Raw genomic sequence first — 17,438 nt, 5'->3', positions numbered from 1 at the left:
ACTCCATCCCCGAAACGATTGAATCCGTAGACCAACTGGAAGACGTAATGACGCGGCCATCGCCCGGCCTCGTCGAAGCCATGCGCGCGCTGAAGGGCGACATCGTCATCCTCGGCGTCGGCGGGAAGATGGGCCCCACGCTCGCCATGCTCGCTGCGCGCGCCGTCGAGGAGTCCGGCGTTACGCGCGGCATCACCGCCGTATCGACGTTTTCGCAGGGCGCCGTGCGCGAGCGGCTCGAATCCTGCGGCATCGCGACCCACAAGGCCGATCTTCTCGCGCCCGGCGCAATTGACGCGCTCCCCGACGCCGAAAACGTGGTCTACATGATCGGACGCAAGTTCGGATCGACCGGCGCCGAGTGGGACACCTGGGGCACAAACGTCCTCGCGACGGGGCTCGCCGCGCGCAGATACGCGACGGCGCGCGTCGTCGCGTTCTCGTCGGGCAACGTGTATCCCTTTGTGCCGGTCGACGGCGGCGGCGCGACCGAAACCACGCTTCCCGATCCCGTTGGCGAATACGCCATGTCCGGCCTGGGCCGCGAGCGCATGTGGGACTACGCGTCGCACCACTACGGCACCCGCGTGTTGCACTATCGCCTGAACTACGCGGTCGAGTTGCGCTATGGCGTGATTCTCGACGTCGCGCAGAAAGTATGGAAGGGCGAAACGATCGACGTCACCATGGGCTACGCAAACTGCATCTGGCAAGGCTACGCGAATTCCGTTGCGCTGCAATGTCTTGCACTCGCAACATCGCCCCCGGCGGTTCTAAATGTCACCGGACTCGAACGAATCTCAATTCGCGACCTCGCGACACGCATGGGCGGCCTATTGGGGAAGAAACCGAACATCGTAGGCGCCGAGGCGCCCACGGCCCTCCTCAGCAACGCCACAAAATGCCATGACCTGTTCGGACCGCCGGACGTATCGATCGATACGCTGTGTCACTGGATTGCACACTGGATCGCTTCCGGTGGAAAGACCCTCGCGAAACCAACCCACTTCGAAACGCGCGACGGGAAGTTCTAATTTGCGCACGCGCGAACCAGTACTGCTGCAATGAACTCGAATACGCGCCAAACTGCGTTTCACGTTTCGCGCAGATCGTTTCTGGCGGCCACGGCCGCGCTCGTACCGCTGGCGATTGCTTCCGGCTCAGCGCGCAAACCAAATGTCATCGTAATCCTCACGGACGATCAGGGATCGATAGACGCTCCCGGGTTTGGCGCAACCGACCTCATCATGCCAAATCTTGACGCGCTTGGAAACCGCGGCGTCCGCTTCACGCAATTCTATTCCGCCGCGCCCGTGTGTTCGCCGTCGCGCGCGGGACTGCTCACCGGCAAGTATCCGCTTCGCGCGGGAATGCCGAACAACGCCCCGGACGACGAGACTCCGTTACCGACGTTCGCGGAGCAAACCACCATTGCCGATCTGTTCAAGCGCGCAGGGTATGCGACCGCCCATATCGGCAAGTGGCATCTGGGCATGGCGCCCGACTGCGTTCCCAATGCGCGCGGCTTCGACTATTCGTTCGGTCACATGAACGGCTGCATCGACAATTACTCGCACTTCTTCTTCTGGCACGGCCCGAACCGTCACGACCTCACGCGCAATGGAAGTGAGGTTCACGAAGACGGGGCGTTCTTTCCGGACCTCATGGTGAAAGAGGCGACGCAGTTTATCGAAGCGCACAAGGACCGGCCCTTCTTCATGTACTTCGCCGCGAACGCCCCGCACTATCCGTATCAGCCGGACGAAAAATGGCTCGCGAAATACGCGGACGTGCCGTATCCGCGCAATCTCTACGCGGCATTTCTCTCGACGCTTGACGAACGCATCGGCCGACTTCTCGCATGTGTCGACGCCTGCGGCCTGCGCGGCGACACAATCATCGTTTACCAATCCGACAACGGTCATTCGATGGAAGAGCGCGCGCACTTCGGTGGCGGCAGCGCGGGCGCCTATCGTGGCGCGAAGTTTTCATTGTTCGAAGGCGGCGTGCGCGTGCCTGCAATCGTCAGTTGGCCGGGGCATCTGCCCGAGGCCGTGACGCGATCGCAGGTGACCCACGCGTGCGATTGGATGCCCACGCTTGCGGCCCTCTGCGGAATCGAAGCACCAACCGATATTGACGGATGTGACCTGTCACAAGTCATTCAGTCCGCCGAAGCACGGTCGCCGCACAATGTACTCCACTGGTACGTCGGCACGGGTGAAAACGCGCGCTGGGCAGTTCGAAAAGGCGACTGGAAACTGCTCTTCAAACCTCAGGACACCGGACTGCGCGACGCGCCTCCAATTGCCGGTGAACTCTTTCTTGTCAATCTGCGCGACGACATTTGCGAACAAAAGAACTGTGCTGGTGCGCACCCGGATGTGGTGCGGGAATTGGTCAGCCTGCACGATGCCTGGATTAAAAAGGCGGCGCCTTCGGACTGACCCGAGCGCCCTGCATAGGCCCCGTATACGCCCAATTCATCGAACGGGAGGCAACACCCATGCGCATCATCGGAATTGTGTTCTGCATACTCGGAGCGCTGAGCATAGCGAATGGCGGGTGGATGATACTGTACGCCCCCGGGTGGTACGACAGCATTCCCGGCGTGACCAACACCGGCCTGTACAACGGCCATTTCGTGCGCGATATCGGATTGGCGTACTTCATTTCCGGCGCCGGGTTCATTTGGTGCGCGTTCAACCTGCGGCAATGCTGGCCTGTTATCGTAGCGCAGGCCATGTGGGCCACGGGCCACGCCGCGTTGCACGTCGCCGACATGTTCATGGCGCGCTTGCCGCTCACACACTGGATTCTCGATGCGCCTGGTGTATTATTGCCTGGGGCGGTTCTTGGACTACTGGCGGTGCCAAGCGTGTGGCGCATCGTGAATCCGCTCGCCCGCCAGGTTCCTTAACAAATCGATTGCCGTGAGATGGACGCAGCGCCGGGGAGGTTTCGGCACTGTGGAGGGGGGAACATGCCGCAACTCATCGCCCAGCCGACGATCGTCCAGGCCGTCGGAAACAAACCAAAACAGATCTGCGAATTCGTGGGCCGGGTTACTACCGGTACTACCGGCGTCAGCATCGCGCACATGAAGAGCCCCACCGGATGGATCGAACCCGGCCAGCGCCCTGAGTTCACCGAATACACCTTGGTCCTCAAAGGCCTGCTGCACGTCGAGCACGAACTCGGCGACCCATTCGACGTGTTCGCGGGCCAGGCCATCATTACCATGCCCGGCGAATGGGTCCGTTACAGCACGCCCGGCGACGACGGCGCCGAATATGTCGCCGTGTGTGTGCCTGCATTTTCACCCGATACCGTCTTCCGCGACGCGGAATGACGATCGAGCGTTCGCGCGAGAGAGTCGTGGACCCTGACTCTCGTCAAATCAAGTTGTGGTTCCTTCTTCCTTCTTCCTTCTTCCTCCTGACTCCTGACTCCTGACTCCTGACTTCTGACTTCTGACTCCTGACTCCTGGCTCCTGGCTTCTGACTTCTGGCTCCTGACTCCTGACACCTCAATCTGGCATACTCTGCGGCCATGGGCGCCTTCGAACAACGCGTACTACGGCTCTTTGAAGAGATTCACCCGCTTGACCGCATTTCGCGGGCGGGGTTCGTGCTCCGTGGCGTAACCGAACCGGAGTCCGTCGCGGCCCACAGCCACTTCGTCGCCGTGCTCACACTGCTGTTTGTCGATGAGTACCCCGGCCAGTTCGACCGCGAGCGCGCCCTCACCATGGCGCTCATCCACGACCTGCCCGAGGCGATTCTAATGGACATCCCCATGCCTGCGGGCGACGGCTACCTCGGCGATGCCAAGGACCGTGCGGAGCAGGCCATACTCGAGAAGCTCATGCAGGGCTTTCCCGCGAAATACGCCGAATTCAATCGCGATCTCATCGCCCCGCAATCGCCCGAGGCCCGTCTCGTACGCGGCCTTGACAAGGCGCAGATGATGCTCAAGATCGTCATGTACGAACGCGAAGGCCGCGGCCGCCTGAAAGAATTCTGGGCAAACCCGAAAAACTTCGCGGACTACGGCTGCCCCCAGGTCTCCGACCTGTTCGACGCCATCTGTGCCCACGTGGGCCGCCCGCGCCCGAAGTAACCGCCATCGGAACCCGCTCAACAGACCGGGTTGATCCCGCACTCCCGACAGATACCGCGCCGGTCTGACCTCAACAGCGTCAGCGTGGGCCGCCTCCAGTTTGGAGCCGCGCCCATTCGATCCGCACGAAAGACGCAAAGCACCGTTCAAATTATCCCTCTTGTTTACTCGGCCCAAACCCGAATGCCGACGACCGACACCCGCCGGGGTCCCTTCCCGGCAAACTCGATCATCATCGTCTGCGGAACCCGAAACCCGAGACCCGGAACCCGATGTCCGTTCCCAGTTGAAACCGGCCTGCCGTTTCTTGCTACCATTTCCCCTATGCCAGTCTGTCTCCAGGCTGAAAAGCTTGTGAAACGTTACGGGGCGGTAACAGCGGTGGATGGCCTGTCGTTGAGCGTCAACGAGGGCGAGGTGTTTGGCCTCCTGGGGCCGAACGGAGCAGGGAAGAGCACCACGCTGTATATGCTCTGCGGGCTTGTCGCGCCCATGTCCGGGTCGGTGTCGCTGTTTGGGCGGGACCTGCACGACCATTTTATCGACGTCATGGCCCGCGTCGGTGTCCTGACCGAACGCCCCGCGTTCTACAACCACCTTTCCGTTCGCCGAAATTTGCAACTTCTTGCCATGCTTGGCGATAAGGACGTGAACATAGATCGTGCCCTCGATAGAGTGGGACTTCTTAAGTACGCAGGCCGCCACGTCGGCACCCTGTCCCACGGAATGCGCCAGCGGCTCGGTATCGCCCAAGCCCTGCTCGCCGAACCCGAACTGCTCATCCTCGACGAACCGACCGCCGGCCTCGACCCCGAGTCCACCCAGGAAATCCTGCACCTATTACGATTCCTTGCCGACGAAGCCAAAGTCACCATCCTGTTCTCAAGCCACCAGTTGGCGGAAGTCGAGGCCCTCTGCGACCGCGTCGGCGTCATCAACCAGGGTAAACTCGTATCCTGCGAAGAGGTCGAGAACCTGCTTTCGTACGACCAGTCCCAGGTGGATGTGCTCGTGGACTCCCCCGAAGCGGCCGGCAAGAAGCTCAAGGAACAGTCCTGGGTGAAGTCGGCGGAGATGTACAAAGGCCGCGTGCGCGTGGTGTTGAACGGCGGTTCCGTCCATCAGCTTACCGCGTTTCTGGTGAGTGGCGGCTACAAGCTCTCCGGCATCATGCCGCGCCAGCGAACGCTGCAGGAGTACTTCCTCAAGGTGCTCAACCGATGATCGGCCGCATCGCCACCGCATATCAGATCGAGCTGATCAAGGCCTTCCGCTCGAAGCTGTCCTACGTCGGGCCAGTCCTCGTCGTGCTGCTCGTCGTGCTTTCTCCCCTGCTGCATCCGTTGACCGGTACCGGCGACAACGCGTACCGCTTCATCGCCTTCGCCACGCCGACTGCATTGAACCTGCTCGGACTGTTCCTCGTCCTCAGCTTCTGCGCCAGCCTCGTGTCCGGCGAGACCGGCACCGGCAGCATCCGCATGCTGCTCACGCGGCCCCTGCTTCGGCACGAGTTCATCGTCGCGAAACTGCTCATTGGCCTGACCTACGCCTTCACACTGAGCCTGCTTGTCGCAGTCGCGGCATGGGGCATCGGTCTTGCATTTGGGACCGTCGCCGGCGTCGAATACGGCGGTGAAATGCTCTACACCGGCGGCGCGATGCTGCAAACGTACTTGTTCGGCTTCCTCATTCACCTCGCTCCACAATTCGCGTTCGTGTCCTATGCCGTTATGATTTCGACCTTCATGAAAAGCAACGCGGCGGCCGTCATTACCGCTATTGGCACCTGGCTAGTGCTCGATGCGGTGAAATATCCGCTTGGCATTGCGCCGGTACTCTTTGCAAGCTACGTCGATACCCCGTGGCAATGCTTCCGCGCCCAGTGCGACGGCCTCACCGCCGAATGGGGCGCGAACTTATATTGGTGCCTCGGCACCTCCCTCATCGCGGCGGCGATCTTCTCCACCGCGGCCATCGTCGCCCTCCAACGCCGCAACCTCCACGGATGATCGCCCTCGCTCCATTGCTCCTCCTCGGGGGCATTGTATTGGTCGAGCAGCCGATTGACGGAGTCGAATACGCCTATACGCCAAGATTCAGCGCCAATGTCCGCACCTATACGCGATACGCGGACCTCGACGGCGACGGCGCTAATGACATCGTCACACCGACGACCGCGGCGTTTCAGCGCGATGGAGAATTCCCAAAAGCGCAACAGACACCCTTACCCCGGCCAAATGGAATGGCACTGGCTGACCTTTGGGAGAACGAAATCTACGTACTCATGCGCGACCGCATGGAAGTGCTGCGCTGGTCGAATTCGGAATGGCAACGAACGCTCAGCCAACCCATAAACTGGGGCCAACCGGTCATCGACACCAGCTTCGCAACCGAATCGTCCGAAGGCGGCGGATTCTATCACTTCGAGGACTTTCTTGTTGATGTTGACGGTGACTCCATACCGGAAATCGTCCGGCCCGCCTCGGACGGCATTCACATATTCGCGAAGACGGAACTTTTCTACGAGGCAGCCGCGAACTGGCAAATCCTGCCGCCCATGAGTGCTTACGTACCCCCGCAGACGCTGTGGCCAACGTCAGAGAGGCGTGTTGAAATTCCAGCGCTCGTTCGAATGAGCGACATCGAGATCAGCGCCAACGGCGTCCGCGTCGCCTACGAGGACGAGGACGTGACCAAAACAGCAAAACGATTCCGTGAAGATTACTACGCGATCGACCACGTTAAACGCGGATTAGAACTGTCACCCTCGGCAACGAGTTCTGTGCGGTCCGAAGTCGTCGATTCGTGGTACCAGCGCGTCCGCCTCAATACGGACAACGCCATGGACTTGATTAAGTTAAGGCCCGTCGGCGAGACCGCCCCACCGTTATCGGTGTCCATTGTCGAAACGAGCGTTTCAACGGATGCCGGCAAGTCGTTCGTCTCGTTCCGGAGCGTCGGCTCGAGGCATTGGCGGGTGCTCACGGACTATAACGAGGATGGTCGCATCGACCTCGTATCGGAGAATAAACAGCTTGTGGAAGGCGGAATCCGCGAGACGCTCGTACGCGGCCTGACCGGCCGTGAAGTGGACCTCGAAGTGCAGGTTTGGCTGCAGGACGATGCCGGACAATTCCCCGCAAGACCCTCCTTTAACCACACGTTCTCCATCGAACTCGATAGACCACCCGTCTACCAGAGCGCCATGTTCGTCAATTTTCTCGCTGGCGGATTGTTTTCGCTCGACGGTGACTTCGACGGCGACGGTATTCGCGACGCTGCGATCCATGATAGACCCAATCGAATTGTCATCCGCAAAGGTGGACCGAAAGGCATTACGAACCAGGTCATCGCCACGTTGGAGGTCACGTCGAAGAGCGAATTCTTGGCCACAGATATCGACGGCGACGATCGTTCCGACTTGCTTGTTTCGATTCCGCGGGGCGAAGGCCAAGCCGCCGCCGAGGAAACGACGGTGTATCTGTCGCGGGAGTCGGTGCGATGATGTCCTTAGCGTACGTAACCGCCGCGATGCTCGGCGCCGTCTTCGAAGTACACACCTTCCCCGTCGGTAGTCAATCCGCCCAGGCTGAGCGCGCGGAAGTACAGACGTTTTTTGCGAGCGCCGATGCTGACGGCGTTGCAGACTTATTTATGCTCCAAGGCAACACGCTCTCGGTCGCGGCCAGCAGCATCGGCTTGCGCGAGACGACACTTCCCCGCGGTGTCACCGCGTTTGATATCGCCGATATCGATGCGGATGGAAAATTCGAGGTCGTTGCTGTCACTGGCGCGGCCATTGTCCGACTTCCCCTCGCGTTGCAGGGCGATCCTGTCGAACCCGCGAGACTCTTCGACGCGGACTCCCTGTACGCACAGGCCTTCCCGATTCCTACTCCAGCGGTGCTGGTGATTCCCGGAAACGATCCATCGCACGTGATGGTGGCCCTACCCGCATCGGCCGCCCTCGAGTACCGATCGCTCGACGGCACTCTCGTCCGCAGCGAACCGTATGCAGAGTCGAAACCGGAGACACACGTATTTAGGCCGGCGACGTTTCGAAGTGCTGGCCAACTCACTATCGGCAACTTTACGTCATCGATTGTTTACCGGCTTGACTCCCACCCCGTTTCGTCAGAACAGCGGAATGACGCGGAAGAGTACGTGGCTGTGGATGTTAGAACCAGGGGAACTGCGCGGTTGCTTCGCGGTGCGGCCGGTGATGAACCCGCCAACTGGCCGTGGTTCGTCGTGCGCAGGGAGCAGGCGAAGACGACGCGCGCTTACTGCGCCGTCGAGGAGTCGCTGAACACGCTCATCCGCATGAGTGACGTCGCGGTCGACGCGGATGGCATGCCGTCCAGCATCGCGAAACCGGGGCCCGAGCGGCGCTATCCCGGCGCGCTAATTCCGATTGGCGATACACCACCCGATTTCAACGGCGACGGCTACGCGGACGTCCTGCTGTGGAACGCGCCGCGCGCGGGCATTTCGGTGGACGCGCTGTTGCGGGCAGTCGTGGGGCGCAACTGGCCCATCACGCTAACCGCCCACACATACTCGCCCGACAAAGGCCGCTTCGAACCGTCCGTCGCGTCCGATCTCACATTCCGAATTCCGGTCACGTGGTTCCTCACCGGCGGCGTTCCGTTGCGCCACTACGTGCTGGCGGATTTCAACGGCGATAAAAAGACCGACCTCGCCATGTGTACCGAGGAGAACGAATACAGCGTGTGGTTGTATAAGGACGGTTTCCCCACAACGCCCGACGAAAAGCACACGTTCACCGAAAACATCACCGGTGTCGAACTCACCGCGGACGTCGCGGGCAACGGAAAATCGAGCATCGTGCTGCGCAGCGACCATTACATATATGCGTTATACGCGAAGTGACAGACCCTCGCCGCCCAAACCGTTACATACGGGTTATGGTATTTGCGATTGTATATGGTTGCGTTGGGGCATCGAATAAAAGTCGCTTTCGGTCTTTTCCCCGATCGAGATACAGCGCCCGGCCAGACGTTGCGACGCGCTACCCCGAGAATCCAGCCAACCCGACTTTCCAAATCAATCCCAACGGCTTTGCAGTAACTTTTGTTAGAGGCCCCTATTGTTTCCCTACACGCCCTTCGGAATACGTATGCTCAAGACGGACGCCAGTTTCTCGCGAAACTCGACGCCCTGATCCGAATCCGGAATTTGTATTGCGTTCAAGTTGAAGAATGCTGTTGTCGTAGGGCTAGCCTCGCGAGCTTTCTTGGGCGAGATCTTCACCCGATGGATTGTCCAACATTCGTTCGATCCAAGCGAACGCGCCTTCTGGTGGCTCTTTTCCGCCTCTCCGAGACGATTGTGTATGTTTGAGAAATCCGCTCCTCCTTTGATCTCGATTGAAACTAACAAACGTTCGCTGCTTGGCAAACGTTCCGTGATGCGAATGTCGGGGTCCGATTTGAATTCGATCGATACCTTGCGTCTGGAATCGTTTACAATAAGGTATGAGTGTTTCGTCTTTTCCCGGATGTACCTTCCGAGAAGACGGTCGAGGAGTTCGTAGACCTCCTGAGTCGCGTCCCGTCCGAGTTTGGTGTTCCGGCCCCCACGCATTTGCGGTCCAAGCGTTAGAATCTGGAGTTCGCGTACTGTGGAAATCGAATGGTCGTCGATCCCAAGCACAAGTTCGTCCGCGATCTTCCCGCAACGGCCGCAAAGTTCCGGAATCCTTTCGACGATTCCCGGAGATATTTTGCCGAGTTCCTCCATGCCTCTGTACGGCCCAAAATGTCGGCCTTGGTAGAACTCTTTTTGGGAGAACCCGAAGAGCAGGCGGTAATAGCCCAACAGGAACGGATCGGCTCGGAGAAGTAAAGGTACTGGATAAAAAACCTCCCCGCGCACACCCGCCTGCGCAAGGACGTTCAGCGGTTTTCGCGAAGCGAAACGCGACAACTCGCGGTCGAGATCTGGTATGTTGACCTGCTTGATGGCCCGCCCCAGCGCCTCGTGCAGGAACCGGTCTCGGATGCCTTTAAGCCGGTCGTAGAAGCCGACTTGGAGTAACGGCCGCAGTGTCTCCGAGTCAGGCATACCGGAGCAATTTCGCGTCCAACCCCGATATCCGGGCGACTGCCAGGCCGGCGTAATCCGGATTCAGTTCGATTCCCACGAACCGGCGACCTTCGGTCGCACAAACCTCACCCAACGTGCCTGAACCCATGAATGGGTCCAAAACCAGGTCACCGCGCCGCGTGCTCGCTTTGACACATGGCGTTACGAGCTGCCTCGGAAACGTCGCGAAGTGCGCCCCATGGTACGGCTCGGTGTTGCAGACCCATACCGTTCTCTTGTTCTTCAATTGGCCCGATCCGTTTGCCGGTTCACGGATGGAGTCGGAATCGTAGTAGTAGTGCTCGGACTTGCTAAAAAGGAATAAATACTCGTGTGCGCGTGTCGGACGGTCCTTGACAGACTCAGGCTGACAGTTGGGCTTGTACCAGATGTTGTCCGCGCGTAAAAACCATCCGTCCTCCTGCAACGCCAAGGCAACGCGCCAAGGTACGCCAATAAGGTCCTTAGGCTTAAGGCCCTTTGGGGTTGGGGGCCGATAGTTCATTGCCCTCGCGGGGTTCTTTTTGTCGGTGTCGCGCCACGTGCGATTGCCACTTGTGTACGAATCCCCCACGTTCAGCCAAAACGTGCCATCTTCCCGAAGTGTGCGCCTAACCTCGCGAAACACGTCCACGAGGTGTTTGACGTAGTCCGTGACATCGCTCTCGGCGCCAACTTGACCGTCAATCTCGTAGTCTCGGAGCCCCCAGTATGGTGGACTTGTGACGCAGCACTGAAAATAGTCCGCGCGAAAGCGCCTTAACACGTGCAAGGAATCGCCAATGATCAACTTGCTGTCAAAATTCGTGGAACGCATAAGGGCTGCATCCGCGGAGGTACCAACCTTCAGCTTAAACATCGGGAAATTGTAGTCTCCTCTTCCGCAAAACAGTATCATAAAACCAAAGAGAACTTCTCCATGGAGGCAGTGTCCATGTCCAAAATCACCCGCCGATCCATGCTCGGCATCTCCGCCGCCGCCGTCGCCGGCTGCGCAACGGGCGGCGCGCCGCAAGCTGTTCCCGCCACGCGCAAAGTCTCTGCAAACGACAAACTCAACATCGCCTGCGTCGGCGTCGGCGGACAAGGCTACGCCGATCTGCGCTCCGTCATGCACGAAAACATCGTCGCCATGTGCGACGTCGATGCGGAAAGCGCAACGCGCGCCTACGCGCTCGAAGCGCTGGCGGCCGTCCCGAAATACAACGACTACCGTGTCATGCTCGACAAACAGAAAGACATCGACGCCGTCGTCGTATCGATTCCCGATCACATGCACACCTTCGTCGCCACCTCGGCGATGCAACTCGGCAAGCACGTGTACGTGCAGAAGCCCATGGCGCACAGCGTTGCCGAAGCGCACAAACTTGCCGCCACCGCGCGCCAGTACAAGGTCGTCACCCAGATGGGCAATCAGGGCCATTCCGGCACGGGCGTGTGGCGACTGTGCGACATGATCGCCTCCGGCATTATTGGCCCGGTCCGCGAAGTGCAGTGCTGGACCAATCGCCCTACTTGGCCGCAAGGCCTGGACCGCCCCGCCGACACTCCGCCCGTGCCGGCGACGCTCAATTGGGACGTCTGGCTCGGAGCCGCGCCCGAACGCCCCTACCACCCCGCCTACCTGCCGCACAAATGGCGCGGCTGGTGGGATTTCGGCTGCTGTGCCATGGGCGACATGGGCTGTCACATTCTCGACCCGCCCTACACCAGCCTCAAACTTGGTGCCCCGGCGCGAATCAGCGCCGAAACCTCCGGCGTGAACAACGAAACCGGCCCCCTCTGGTCCATCATCACTTTTGAGTTCCCCGCCCGCGGCGACATGCCGCCCGTCAAACTCACCTGGTCCGACGGTGGCAAGATGCCCCCGCGCCCCGGCGGCCTCGCGCCGGACTTCCGCCTCGGCGACAACGACGGCGGCTCCCTCCTCATCGGCGAGAAGGGCGCCATCACCGTCGGCACCTACGGCAACGGCCCAAAATTCTTGTCTGCCGAGCAACAAGCACAGTGGGACGCCATGGCCCGCAACGACCGCGAGGTCTCGGAGCACCACCGCAACTGGATTGCCGCATGCAAGGGCGAAGCAACGGCCATCTCGAACTTCGACTATGCCGCCCCTTTCACCGAGGTCGTTCTCCTTGGCAACGTCTCTATGCGCGCCAATGGCCCGGTCGAGTGGGATACGGCTTCAAAGCGAATCACGAACCTGGCCGACGCAAACCGCTTTATCGACCCGCCCTACCGAACAGGCTGGACCTTGGGATAGCCGATGGGTGTTAGGATTCTCCGTATTTGCGAAATGCGCATAATATGTCACTTAAATGACCCTCGTTTCGCAAAAATGGGATTCGATCTCATCAACCGAATATGGCTTAATTCGCGACGGACAAAGTGCAACACGCTGGCCTTATAGAGTAGAAGCGATCGAACACAGATGAGAGACGTGAGAACTTGCGCGAAGCGCCTTGTGCGGCGATGCGTCACCGCGCTGCCCCGCTTGGCGCATATCGCTTTCACCATCCGGGGGCGCTAGAATTCGCCGCCCGCTGCTTGATATGATCTCCCGTTAGTGCCGGGATAGCTCAGTTGGTTAGAGCGCTGGATTGTGGATCCAGAGGTCAAGGGTTCGAGCCCCTTTCCCGGTACCATTCTTTTTGGGGAGATTCGCGGGCCGCAACCCTGTTTGACGTCACAAATTGTGGCTTCAAGAAGCGTGGGCGGTGGCGCTCTGGAAATTGGGCATGACATCGCATGCCCATTTAAGGTCACAGTTTGTGACCTTGAACACCCGTCGATGCGTTGGCGGCTATAGGCTTATGGACCTGGACAACAAACTCGTCACGCCCGAAACCTTAAAAGGCTTCCGCGACTATCTGCCCGCCGACATGGCGGCGCGGGACCGCGTCGTCGATTGCATCAAGCGGGTGTATGAGCGCTTCGGCTTTGTCCAGATCGACACGCCGATTCTCGAACACCTCGAAACGCTGCTCGGTACCGGCGGTGAGGAAACGAACAAGGAACTATTCCGCCTCGAAAGCCCCGAAGGGGAAGCGGTCGCGATGCGGTTCGATCTGACGGTACCGTTCGCGCGCATCCTCGCGCAGTACCGCGACCAGGTGAAATTGCCGTTCCGACGGTACCACATCGGTCCTGTATTTCGTGCGGACAAACCCGGCCCGGGGCGCTACCGCCAATTCACGCAATTCGACATTGACGCGGCGGGGTCTTCCTCCATCGCGGTCGACGCCGAAATCGTCGCAACGATGTGCGAGGCGATGCGCGCCGTCGGCCTCGCCTCCGGCGAATTCCGCGTGCGCATCAACAACCGCAAGATTGTGGATGCACTGCTTTACGGTTGTGGCGTCGAGAACATCGCGACGCACAAACACATCCTGCGCGTGGTCGACAAACTGCGCAAGGTCGGCATCGACAACGTCCGCCGCGAACTCGGGCCGGGCCGCATCGACGATTCGGGCGATCCTATTCCGGGCGTGAAGCTCGACCCGAAAACGATCGATCGGTTGGTGGAGTTCATTTCGTTGCCGGTATCCGATCGGCTAACGACGATCGAAGCGATGCGCAAAGCGTTGCCCGCGTCCGAGCTGCGCGATGGCGCATTGGCCGAAATGACGACGCTCGCGGAGTGCCTCTCGGGCTTGGGCATTCCGGAAACCGACGCCGTGTTCGACCCGACCCTCGCGCGCGGGCTCGATTACTACACCGGCCCCGTGTTCGAAGCCGAATTGCCCGGCGCCCCCGAGTGCGGTTCTGTCATGGGCGGCGGGCGCTACGACGGCCTCGTCGAACGCTTTATGGACGCGAGCATTCCGTCCACCGGCGCATCGATCGGACTGGATCGGTTCATCGATGCGCTAACGCGCCTTGGAAAACTTGACGCGAATATTGCCACAACGAAAGTCATGGTCGTCTCGTTCCCCGGCACGCCGGAATCCGAACTGTTGCGAGTCGCATCGGAACTCCGTGCCGCTGGCATTGCGACGGAAGTCTACATGGGCGCGGAAAACGCGGGCCTCGGCGCGCGCATGTCGTACGCGGGCGGGCGCAGCATCCCCGTCGCCGTGATTCTCGGACCTGACGAATTGGCAAACAACACCGTCGCGGTGAAAGACCTGCGCTTGGGCAAGGAAAAGCGTAAGGACATACAGTCGAACGAAGAGTTCCGCAAGGCCGGCCGCGTCGCGCAGCGCACCGTCCCGCGTGCGGAACTAATCGCAACCGTGCGGGACGTCCTCGCGCAGTACGGCGAGTAGACACAGGACAACGTGATGACATCGCCCACATTGAAAATCGGTCTCCCCGCGGGCTCCCTCGCGGACCCCAACCGCGGCGGCAGCCTCATCGCGCTGCTGAAGCATGCCGGGTTTCCGACAAAGGGCTACGACAAAGGCGGACCAAGCTCGTTCACGCTCACGCCGTTCCTTGTGGGTTGGGACGGACGCCCGCAGGAATTCGGCGCGCAGCTCGCCCTCGGGGAAGTGGACCTCGCCATCGGCGGCGACGATTGGATTCGCGAACGTTCTCTCGAATACCAATACGAATACGGCTCCGCGATTGCCTTGAAGAAGATCCTCTCGCTCCAGCGCGGCGAAGTGCGGATCGTCGTCATCGCGGACTCAAAAGTCGATAAATGCGACGCGTGGCTGAAAGAGTTGCTCTCGAAGAAAAAACTTGTATCCGCCGTGTCGGAGTTGCCCTACCTCGCGCTCGAATGGTTCCAGTCGAAGGCGGCCCAATTGGGTTTTGGCGAATCGCACAATGCCTTCTCCGTGCAAAAGTACAAGACACCCCCGCGCAACGAATCCGGCATCGTCATTTACGAAAGCTGGGGCAAAACCGAGACGAAGGTGAAACAGGGCTCCGTCGATTTCGGACTCGAAATCACGCAGACCGGCGGCGCCATCGCCAACTACGGGCTCCACATCGTCGACGAAGTAATGCAATCCGAAGCCGGTATCTGGGCGAATCCGGCTTTGCTCACCGACCCCGCGAAACTCGACCTCGCGCGGATGTTTCTGCTCAATTTGTACGGGTCGATCTACGCCGAAAACAAGGTGCTCTTGACGTTCAATGCCAAGAAGGGCGATGTCGACAAGCTGCTCGCGTATCTTCGCGATAACCATCTGTTCGGCGACGAACCGACCATGAAAGAGGGCGTCCACTTCACCGAGTTCACGATCAAGCTCGACGCGACGGACAAGGTATTGCCCATCGCAAAGGCGCGCTACGAACTCGCGAAACTTGGCGCAACGCATATCGAAACGATTCCGCTCGAATCGTCCATACCGGGACTCGACGTGATCGACCTGTGAGCGGGCGATGAGCGGCCGCATCGTAATACAGGGCATCGGCGGAATCGGCGGCATCATCGCGGGCACGCTCATCGATGCGGGGTTGCGCCCGGCACTCGTCACGAACAACGCGGAGATCACCGAAGCGATCCGCGCAAACGGCCTGCGGGTGAAATTGCCCGATGGGTCGTTTACTGTTCAGGCCGATGTTTACACGACGCTCGCCGAAGCGAAGGGCCCGTTCGACGCCGCGTACCTGATTATGAAAGCGCTCGGCGTCGTGGAAGCCGCAACGGAAACCGCCAAGTTTCTCCCGCCCGACGGGTATGTCGTCACGTTTCAGAACGGAATCGTCGAAGACGCCGTCGGCGGCGCCATCGGCATCGAGCGCGTCGTCAGCGCCAGTATCGGCTGGAACGCAATCATGCATCGGCCCGGCGAATACGAGCGCACCACGCCGGGCGATACCTTCGTGGGAGAACTGGATGGGACCGTCACGCCGCGCGTGAGGGCTGTTGCGGAAGCGCTGCGCCACTGCGGTCCGGTCACGCTTTCGACCAACATGCGCGGCGTGTTGTGGAGCAAGCTCGCGATCAATTGCACCGTCAACAGCGTCGGCGCGCTCACCGGCGAAACCCTCGGCGAAATGCTCGCCGACCCGCGGATCCGCCGCATCTTCCTGCGCACCTACAGCGAAGTCGTTGACACCGCCGAGGCCCACGGCTTCACGCTCGAACGCATCGCCGCCAACCCCAAGCTGCTCTACCTCCCGAAAAACGCCGGCTTCCTCACGCGCTACGCGAAAGACTTCATCGCCCGCATGCTCGGCCGCAAATACAAAAGCGCCCGCTCCTCCACGCTCCAAAGCCTCGAACGTGGCCGAAAAACCGAGGTCGATTTTCTAAACGGCTACGTCTGCGCTATGGGAAAGAAGGTCGGCATCCCAACGCCTGTCAATGCGGCATTGACGCGGATGATCAAGGAAATTGAGGATGGAAAGCGTACAATCGCCAAGAAGAACATCGCTGAGCTTCCATGAACATAGGATCCATGCACAGGCGTTGACAACGGAACATATTTTCAGTATAGTGAAATAAGGAAGTAACCAATGGCACAAGGCTCATCAATAGAGTGGACCGAGGCTACGTGGAACCCCGTAACCGGCTGTACAAAGGTCAGTGCGGGGTGCAAGCACTGCTATGCCGAGCGTATGGCCAAGCGGCTAAAGGCGATGGGCGTGCCGCAATACCAGAATGGGTTTAAGCTCACGCTGCAACCGCAGGCCTTGGAACTTCCACTGAAGTGGCGCCAACCAAAATGCATCTTCGTGAACTCGATGAGCGATTTATTTCACGAAAACGTTCCGCTCGAATTTATTCAGCAAGTCTTCGACGTGATGAATCAGTGCCCGCATCATACGTTTCAGATTCTTACGAAGCGGCCGGAGATTGCGGGTGAATATGCTCCGCGATTCAAGTGGACACCCAATATTTGGATGGGCACGAGCGTGGAAGACGAGCGTGTTCTTTCGCGCATCAAGCACCTGCGGGAAATTCCCGCGAAAGTCCGGTTCTTGTCGTTGGAGCCATTGATCGGGCCGCTACCGAATTTGCCTCTTCGTGGAATGCATTGGGTGATCGTCGGGGGTGAATCGGGTCCAATGGCGCGACCGATGCAAGCTGGTTGGGTGCGCGAAATTCGTGACAAGTGTGAGAGTCAAAATGTGCCCTTCTTCTTTAAGCAATGGGGAGGTACCCAAAAGAGCCGAAACGGGCGCACCCTTGACGGAAGGGAATGGGATGATATGCCATCGGCGCGTAAGCAACTCGGTGAACGTCGCCTCGCGTTCACATTTTCTTGAAATTGCAGAATCGGCTTTTTGTGTGCGAATTGGA

General features: G+C 59.7%; 16 protein-coding genes and 1 tRNA gene. 15 read left to right on the top strand and 2 right to left on the bottom strand.

Going from position 1 to position 17,438, the window contains the following annotated elements; all coding sequences use genetic code 11:
• Window positions 1-17: 17 nt before the first annotated feature.
• From HUU46_10135 to HUU46_10095, 9 genes are all read left to right on the top strand, one after another.
• Window positions 18-1,034 carry an NAD-dependent epimerase/dehydratase family protein gene (locus HUU46_10135; GenBank protein ID NUM53989.1) on the top strand — a complete coding sequence of 339 codons (1,017 nt, stop codon included), beginning with the start codon at window positions 18-20 and terminating at the stop codon, window positions 1,032-1,034.
• Between the two features lie 30 nt (window positions 1,035-1,064).
• The gene (locus HUU46_10130) at window positions 1,065-2,447 is read left to right on the top strand and encodes a sulfatase-like hydrolase/transferase (protein ID NUM53988.1); all 1,383 of its coding nucleotides are present in this window, start codon (window positions 1,065-1,067) and stop codon (window positions 2,445-2,447) included.
• A 59-nt stretch (window positions 2,448-2,506) separates the two neighbouring features.
• Window positions 2,507-2,920 carry a hypothetical protein gene (locus HUU46_10125; protein ID NUM53987.1) on the top strand — a complete coding sequence of 138 codons (414 nt, stop codon included), beginning with the start codon at window positions 2,507-2,509 and terminating at the stop codon, window positions 2,918-2,920.
• 63 nt (window positions 2,921-2,983) lie between these two features.
• Complete coding sequence (locus HUU46_10120) at window positions 2,984-3,352, top strand: cupin (GenBank protein NUM53986.1); 369 nt, start codon at window positions 2,984-2,986, stop codon at window positions 3,350-3,352.
• A 201-nt stretch (window positions 3,353-3,553) separates the two neighbouring features.
• Window positions 3,554-4,123: an HD family hydrolase gene (locus HUU46_10115; GenBank protein NUM53985.1), complete on the top strand. Its 570-nt coding sequence runs from the start codon at window positions 3,554-3,556 to the stop codon at window positions 4,121-4,123.
• 354 nt (window positions 4,124-4,477) lie between these two features.
• Window positions 4,478-5,347: an ABC transporter ATP-binding protein gene (locus tag HUU46_10110; GenBank protein ID NUM53984.1), complete on the top strand. Its 870-nt coding sequence runs from the start codon at window positions 4,478-4,480 to the stop codon at window positions 5,345-5,347.
• Window positions 5,344-6,135, top strand: coding sequence for an ABC transporter permease (locus HUU46_10105; GenBank protein NUM53983.1), 792 nt, complete (start codon window positions 5,344-5,346; stop codon window positions 6,133-6,135). Before HUU46_10110 ends, HUU46_10105 begins: the two co-directional genes overlap by 4 nt.
• Window positions 6,132-7,631 (top strand): hypothetical protein, encoded by a 1,500-nt coding sequence (locus HUU46_10100; protein NUM53982.1) that lies wholly within the window; start codon window positions 6,132-6,134, stop codon window positions 7,629-7,631. The genes HUU46_10105 and HUU46_10100 overlap by 4 nt, the downstream gene beginning before the upstream one ends.
• Window positions 7,628-9,019, top strand: coding sequence for a hypothetical protein (locus HUU46_10095; GenBank protein ID NUM53981.1), 1,392 nt, complete (start codon window positions 7,628-7,630; stop codon window positions 9,017-9,019). The genes HUU46_10100 and HUU46_10095 overlap by 4 nt, the downstream gene beginning before the upstream one ends.
• A gap of 225 nt (window positions 9,020-9,244) precedes the next feature.
• Here HUU46_10095 and HUU46_10090 read toward each other — a convergent pair whose 3' ends face one another.
• Window positions 9,245-10,213, bottom strand: coding sequence for an XcyI family restriction endonuclease (locus tag HUU46_10090; protein ID NUM53980.1), 969 nt, complete (start codon window positions 10,211-10,213; stop codon window positions 9,245-9,247).
• Entirely contained in the window at window positions 10,206-11,093 is an 888-nt protein-coding gene (locus tag HUU46_10085) for a site-specific DNA-methyltransferase (protein ID NUM53979.1), read from the bottom strand. Before HUU46_10085 ends, HUU46_10090 begins: the two co-directional genes overlap by 8 nt.
• A 99-nt stretch (window positions 11,094-11,192) precedes the next feature.
• Between HUU46_10085 and HUU46_10080 the strand changes: the two genes are divergently transcribed.
• The 6 genes from HUU46_10080 (at window position 11,193) to HUU46_10055 (ending at window position 17,404) form a co-directional block, all read left to right on the top strand.
• On the top strand, window positions 11,193-12,500 hold the full coding sequence (locus tag HUU46_10080; protein ID NUM53978.1) for a Gfo/Idh/MocA family oxidoreductase: 1,308 nt from the start codon (window positions 11,193-11,195) through the stop codon (window positions 12,498-12,500).
• 305 nt (window positions 12,501-12,805) lie between these two features.
• Window positions 12,806-12,882: transfer RNA gene (locus tag HUU46_10075), tRNA-His, on the top strand.
• Window positions 12,883-13,050: 168 nt separating this feature from the next.
• The gene (gene hisS / locus HUU46_10070; GenBank protein ID NUM53977.1) at window positions 13,051-14,505 is read left to right on the top strand and encodes a histidine--tRNA ligase; all 1,455 of its coding nucleotides are present in this window, start codon (window positions 13,051-13,053) and stop codon (window positions 14,503-14,505) included.
• 15 nt (window positions 14,506-14,520) lie between these two features.
• A complete protein-coding gene (locus HUU46_10065; protein ID NUM53976.1) occupies window positions 14,521-15,564 on the top strand; it encodes a hypothetical protein in 1,044 nt (347 codons plus the stop codon).
• Window positions 15,565-15,571: 7 nt separating this feature from the next.
• The gene (locus tag HUU46_10060) at window positions 15,572-16,582 is read left to right on the top strand and encodes a 2-dehydropantoate 2-reductase (GenBank protein NUM53975.1); all 1,011 of its coding nucleotides are present in this window, start codon (window positions 15,572-15,574) and stop codon (window positions 16,580-16,582) included.
• 69 nt (window positions 16,583-16,651) lie between these two features.
• A complete protein-coding gene (locus HUU46_10055) occupies window positions 16,652-17,404 on the top strand; it encodes a phage Gp37/Gp68 family protein (protein NUM53974.1) in 753 nt (250 codons plus the stop codon).
• Window positions 17,405-17,438: the final 34 nt, after the last annotated feature.

This window comes from Candidatus Hydrogenedentota bacterium, assembly GCA_013359265.1.
GTDB lineage: Bacteria > Hydrogenedentota > Hydrogenedentia > Hydrogenedentales > SLHB01 > JABWCD01.
The sequence above is the reverse complement of the archived record's forward strand: the minus strand, read 5'-3'. Positions and strand labels throughout refer to the sequence as shown.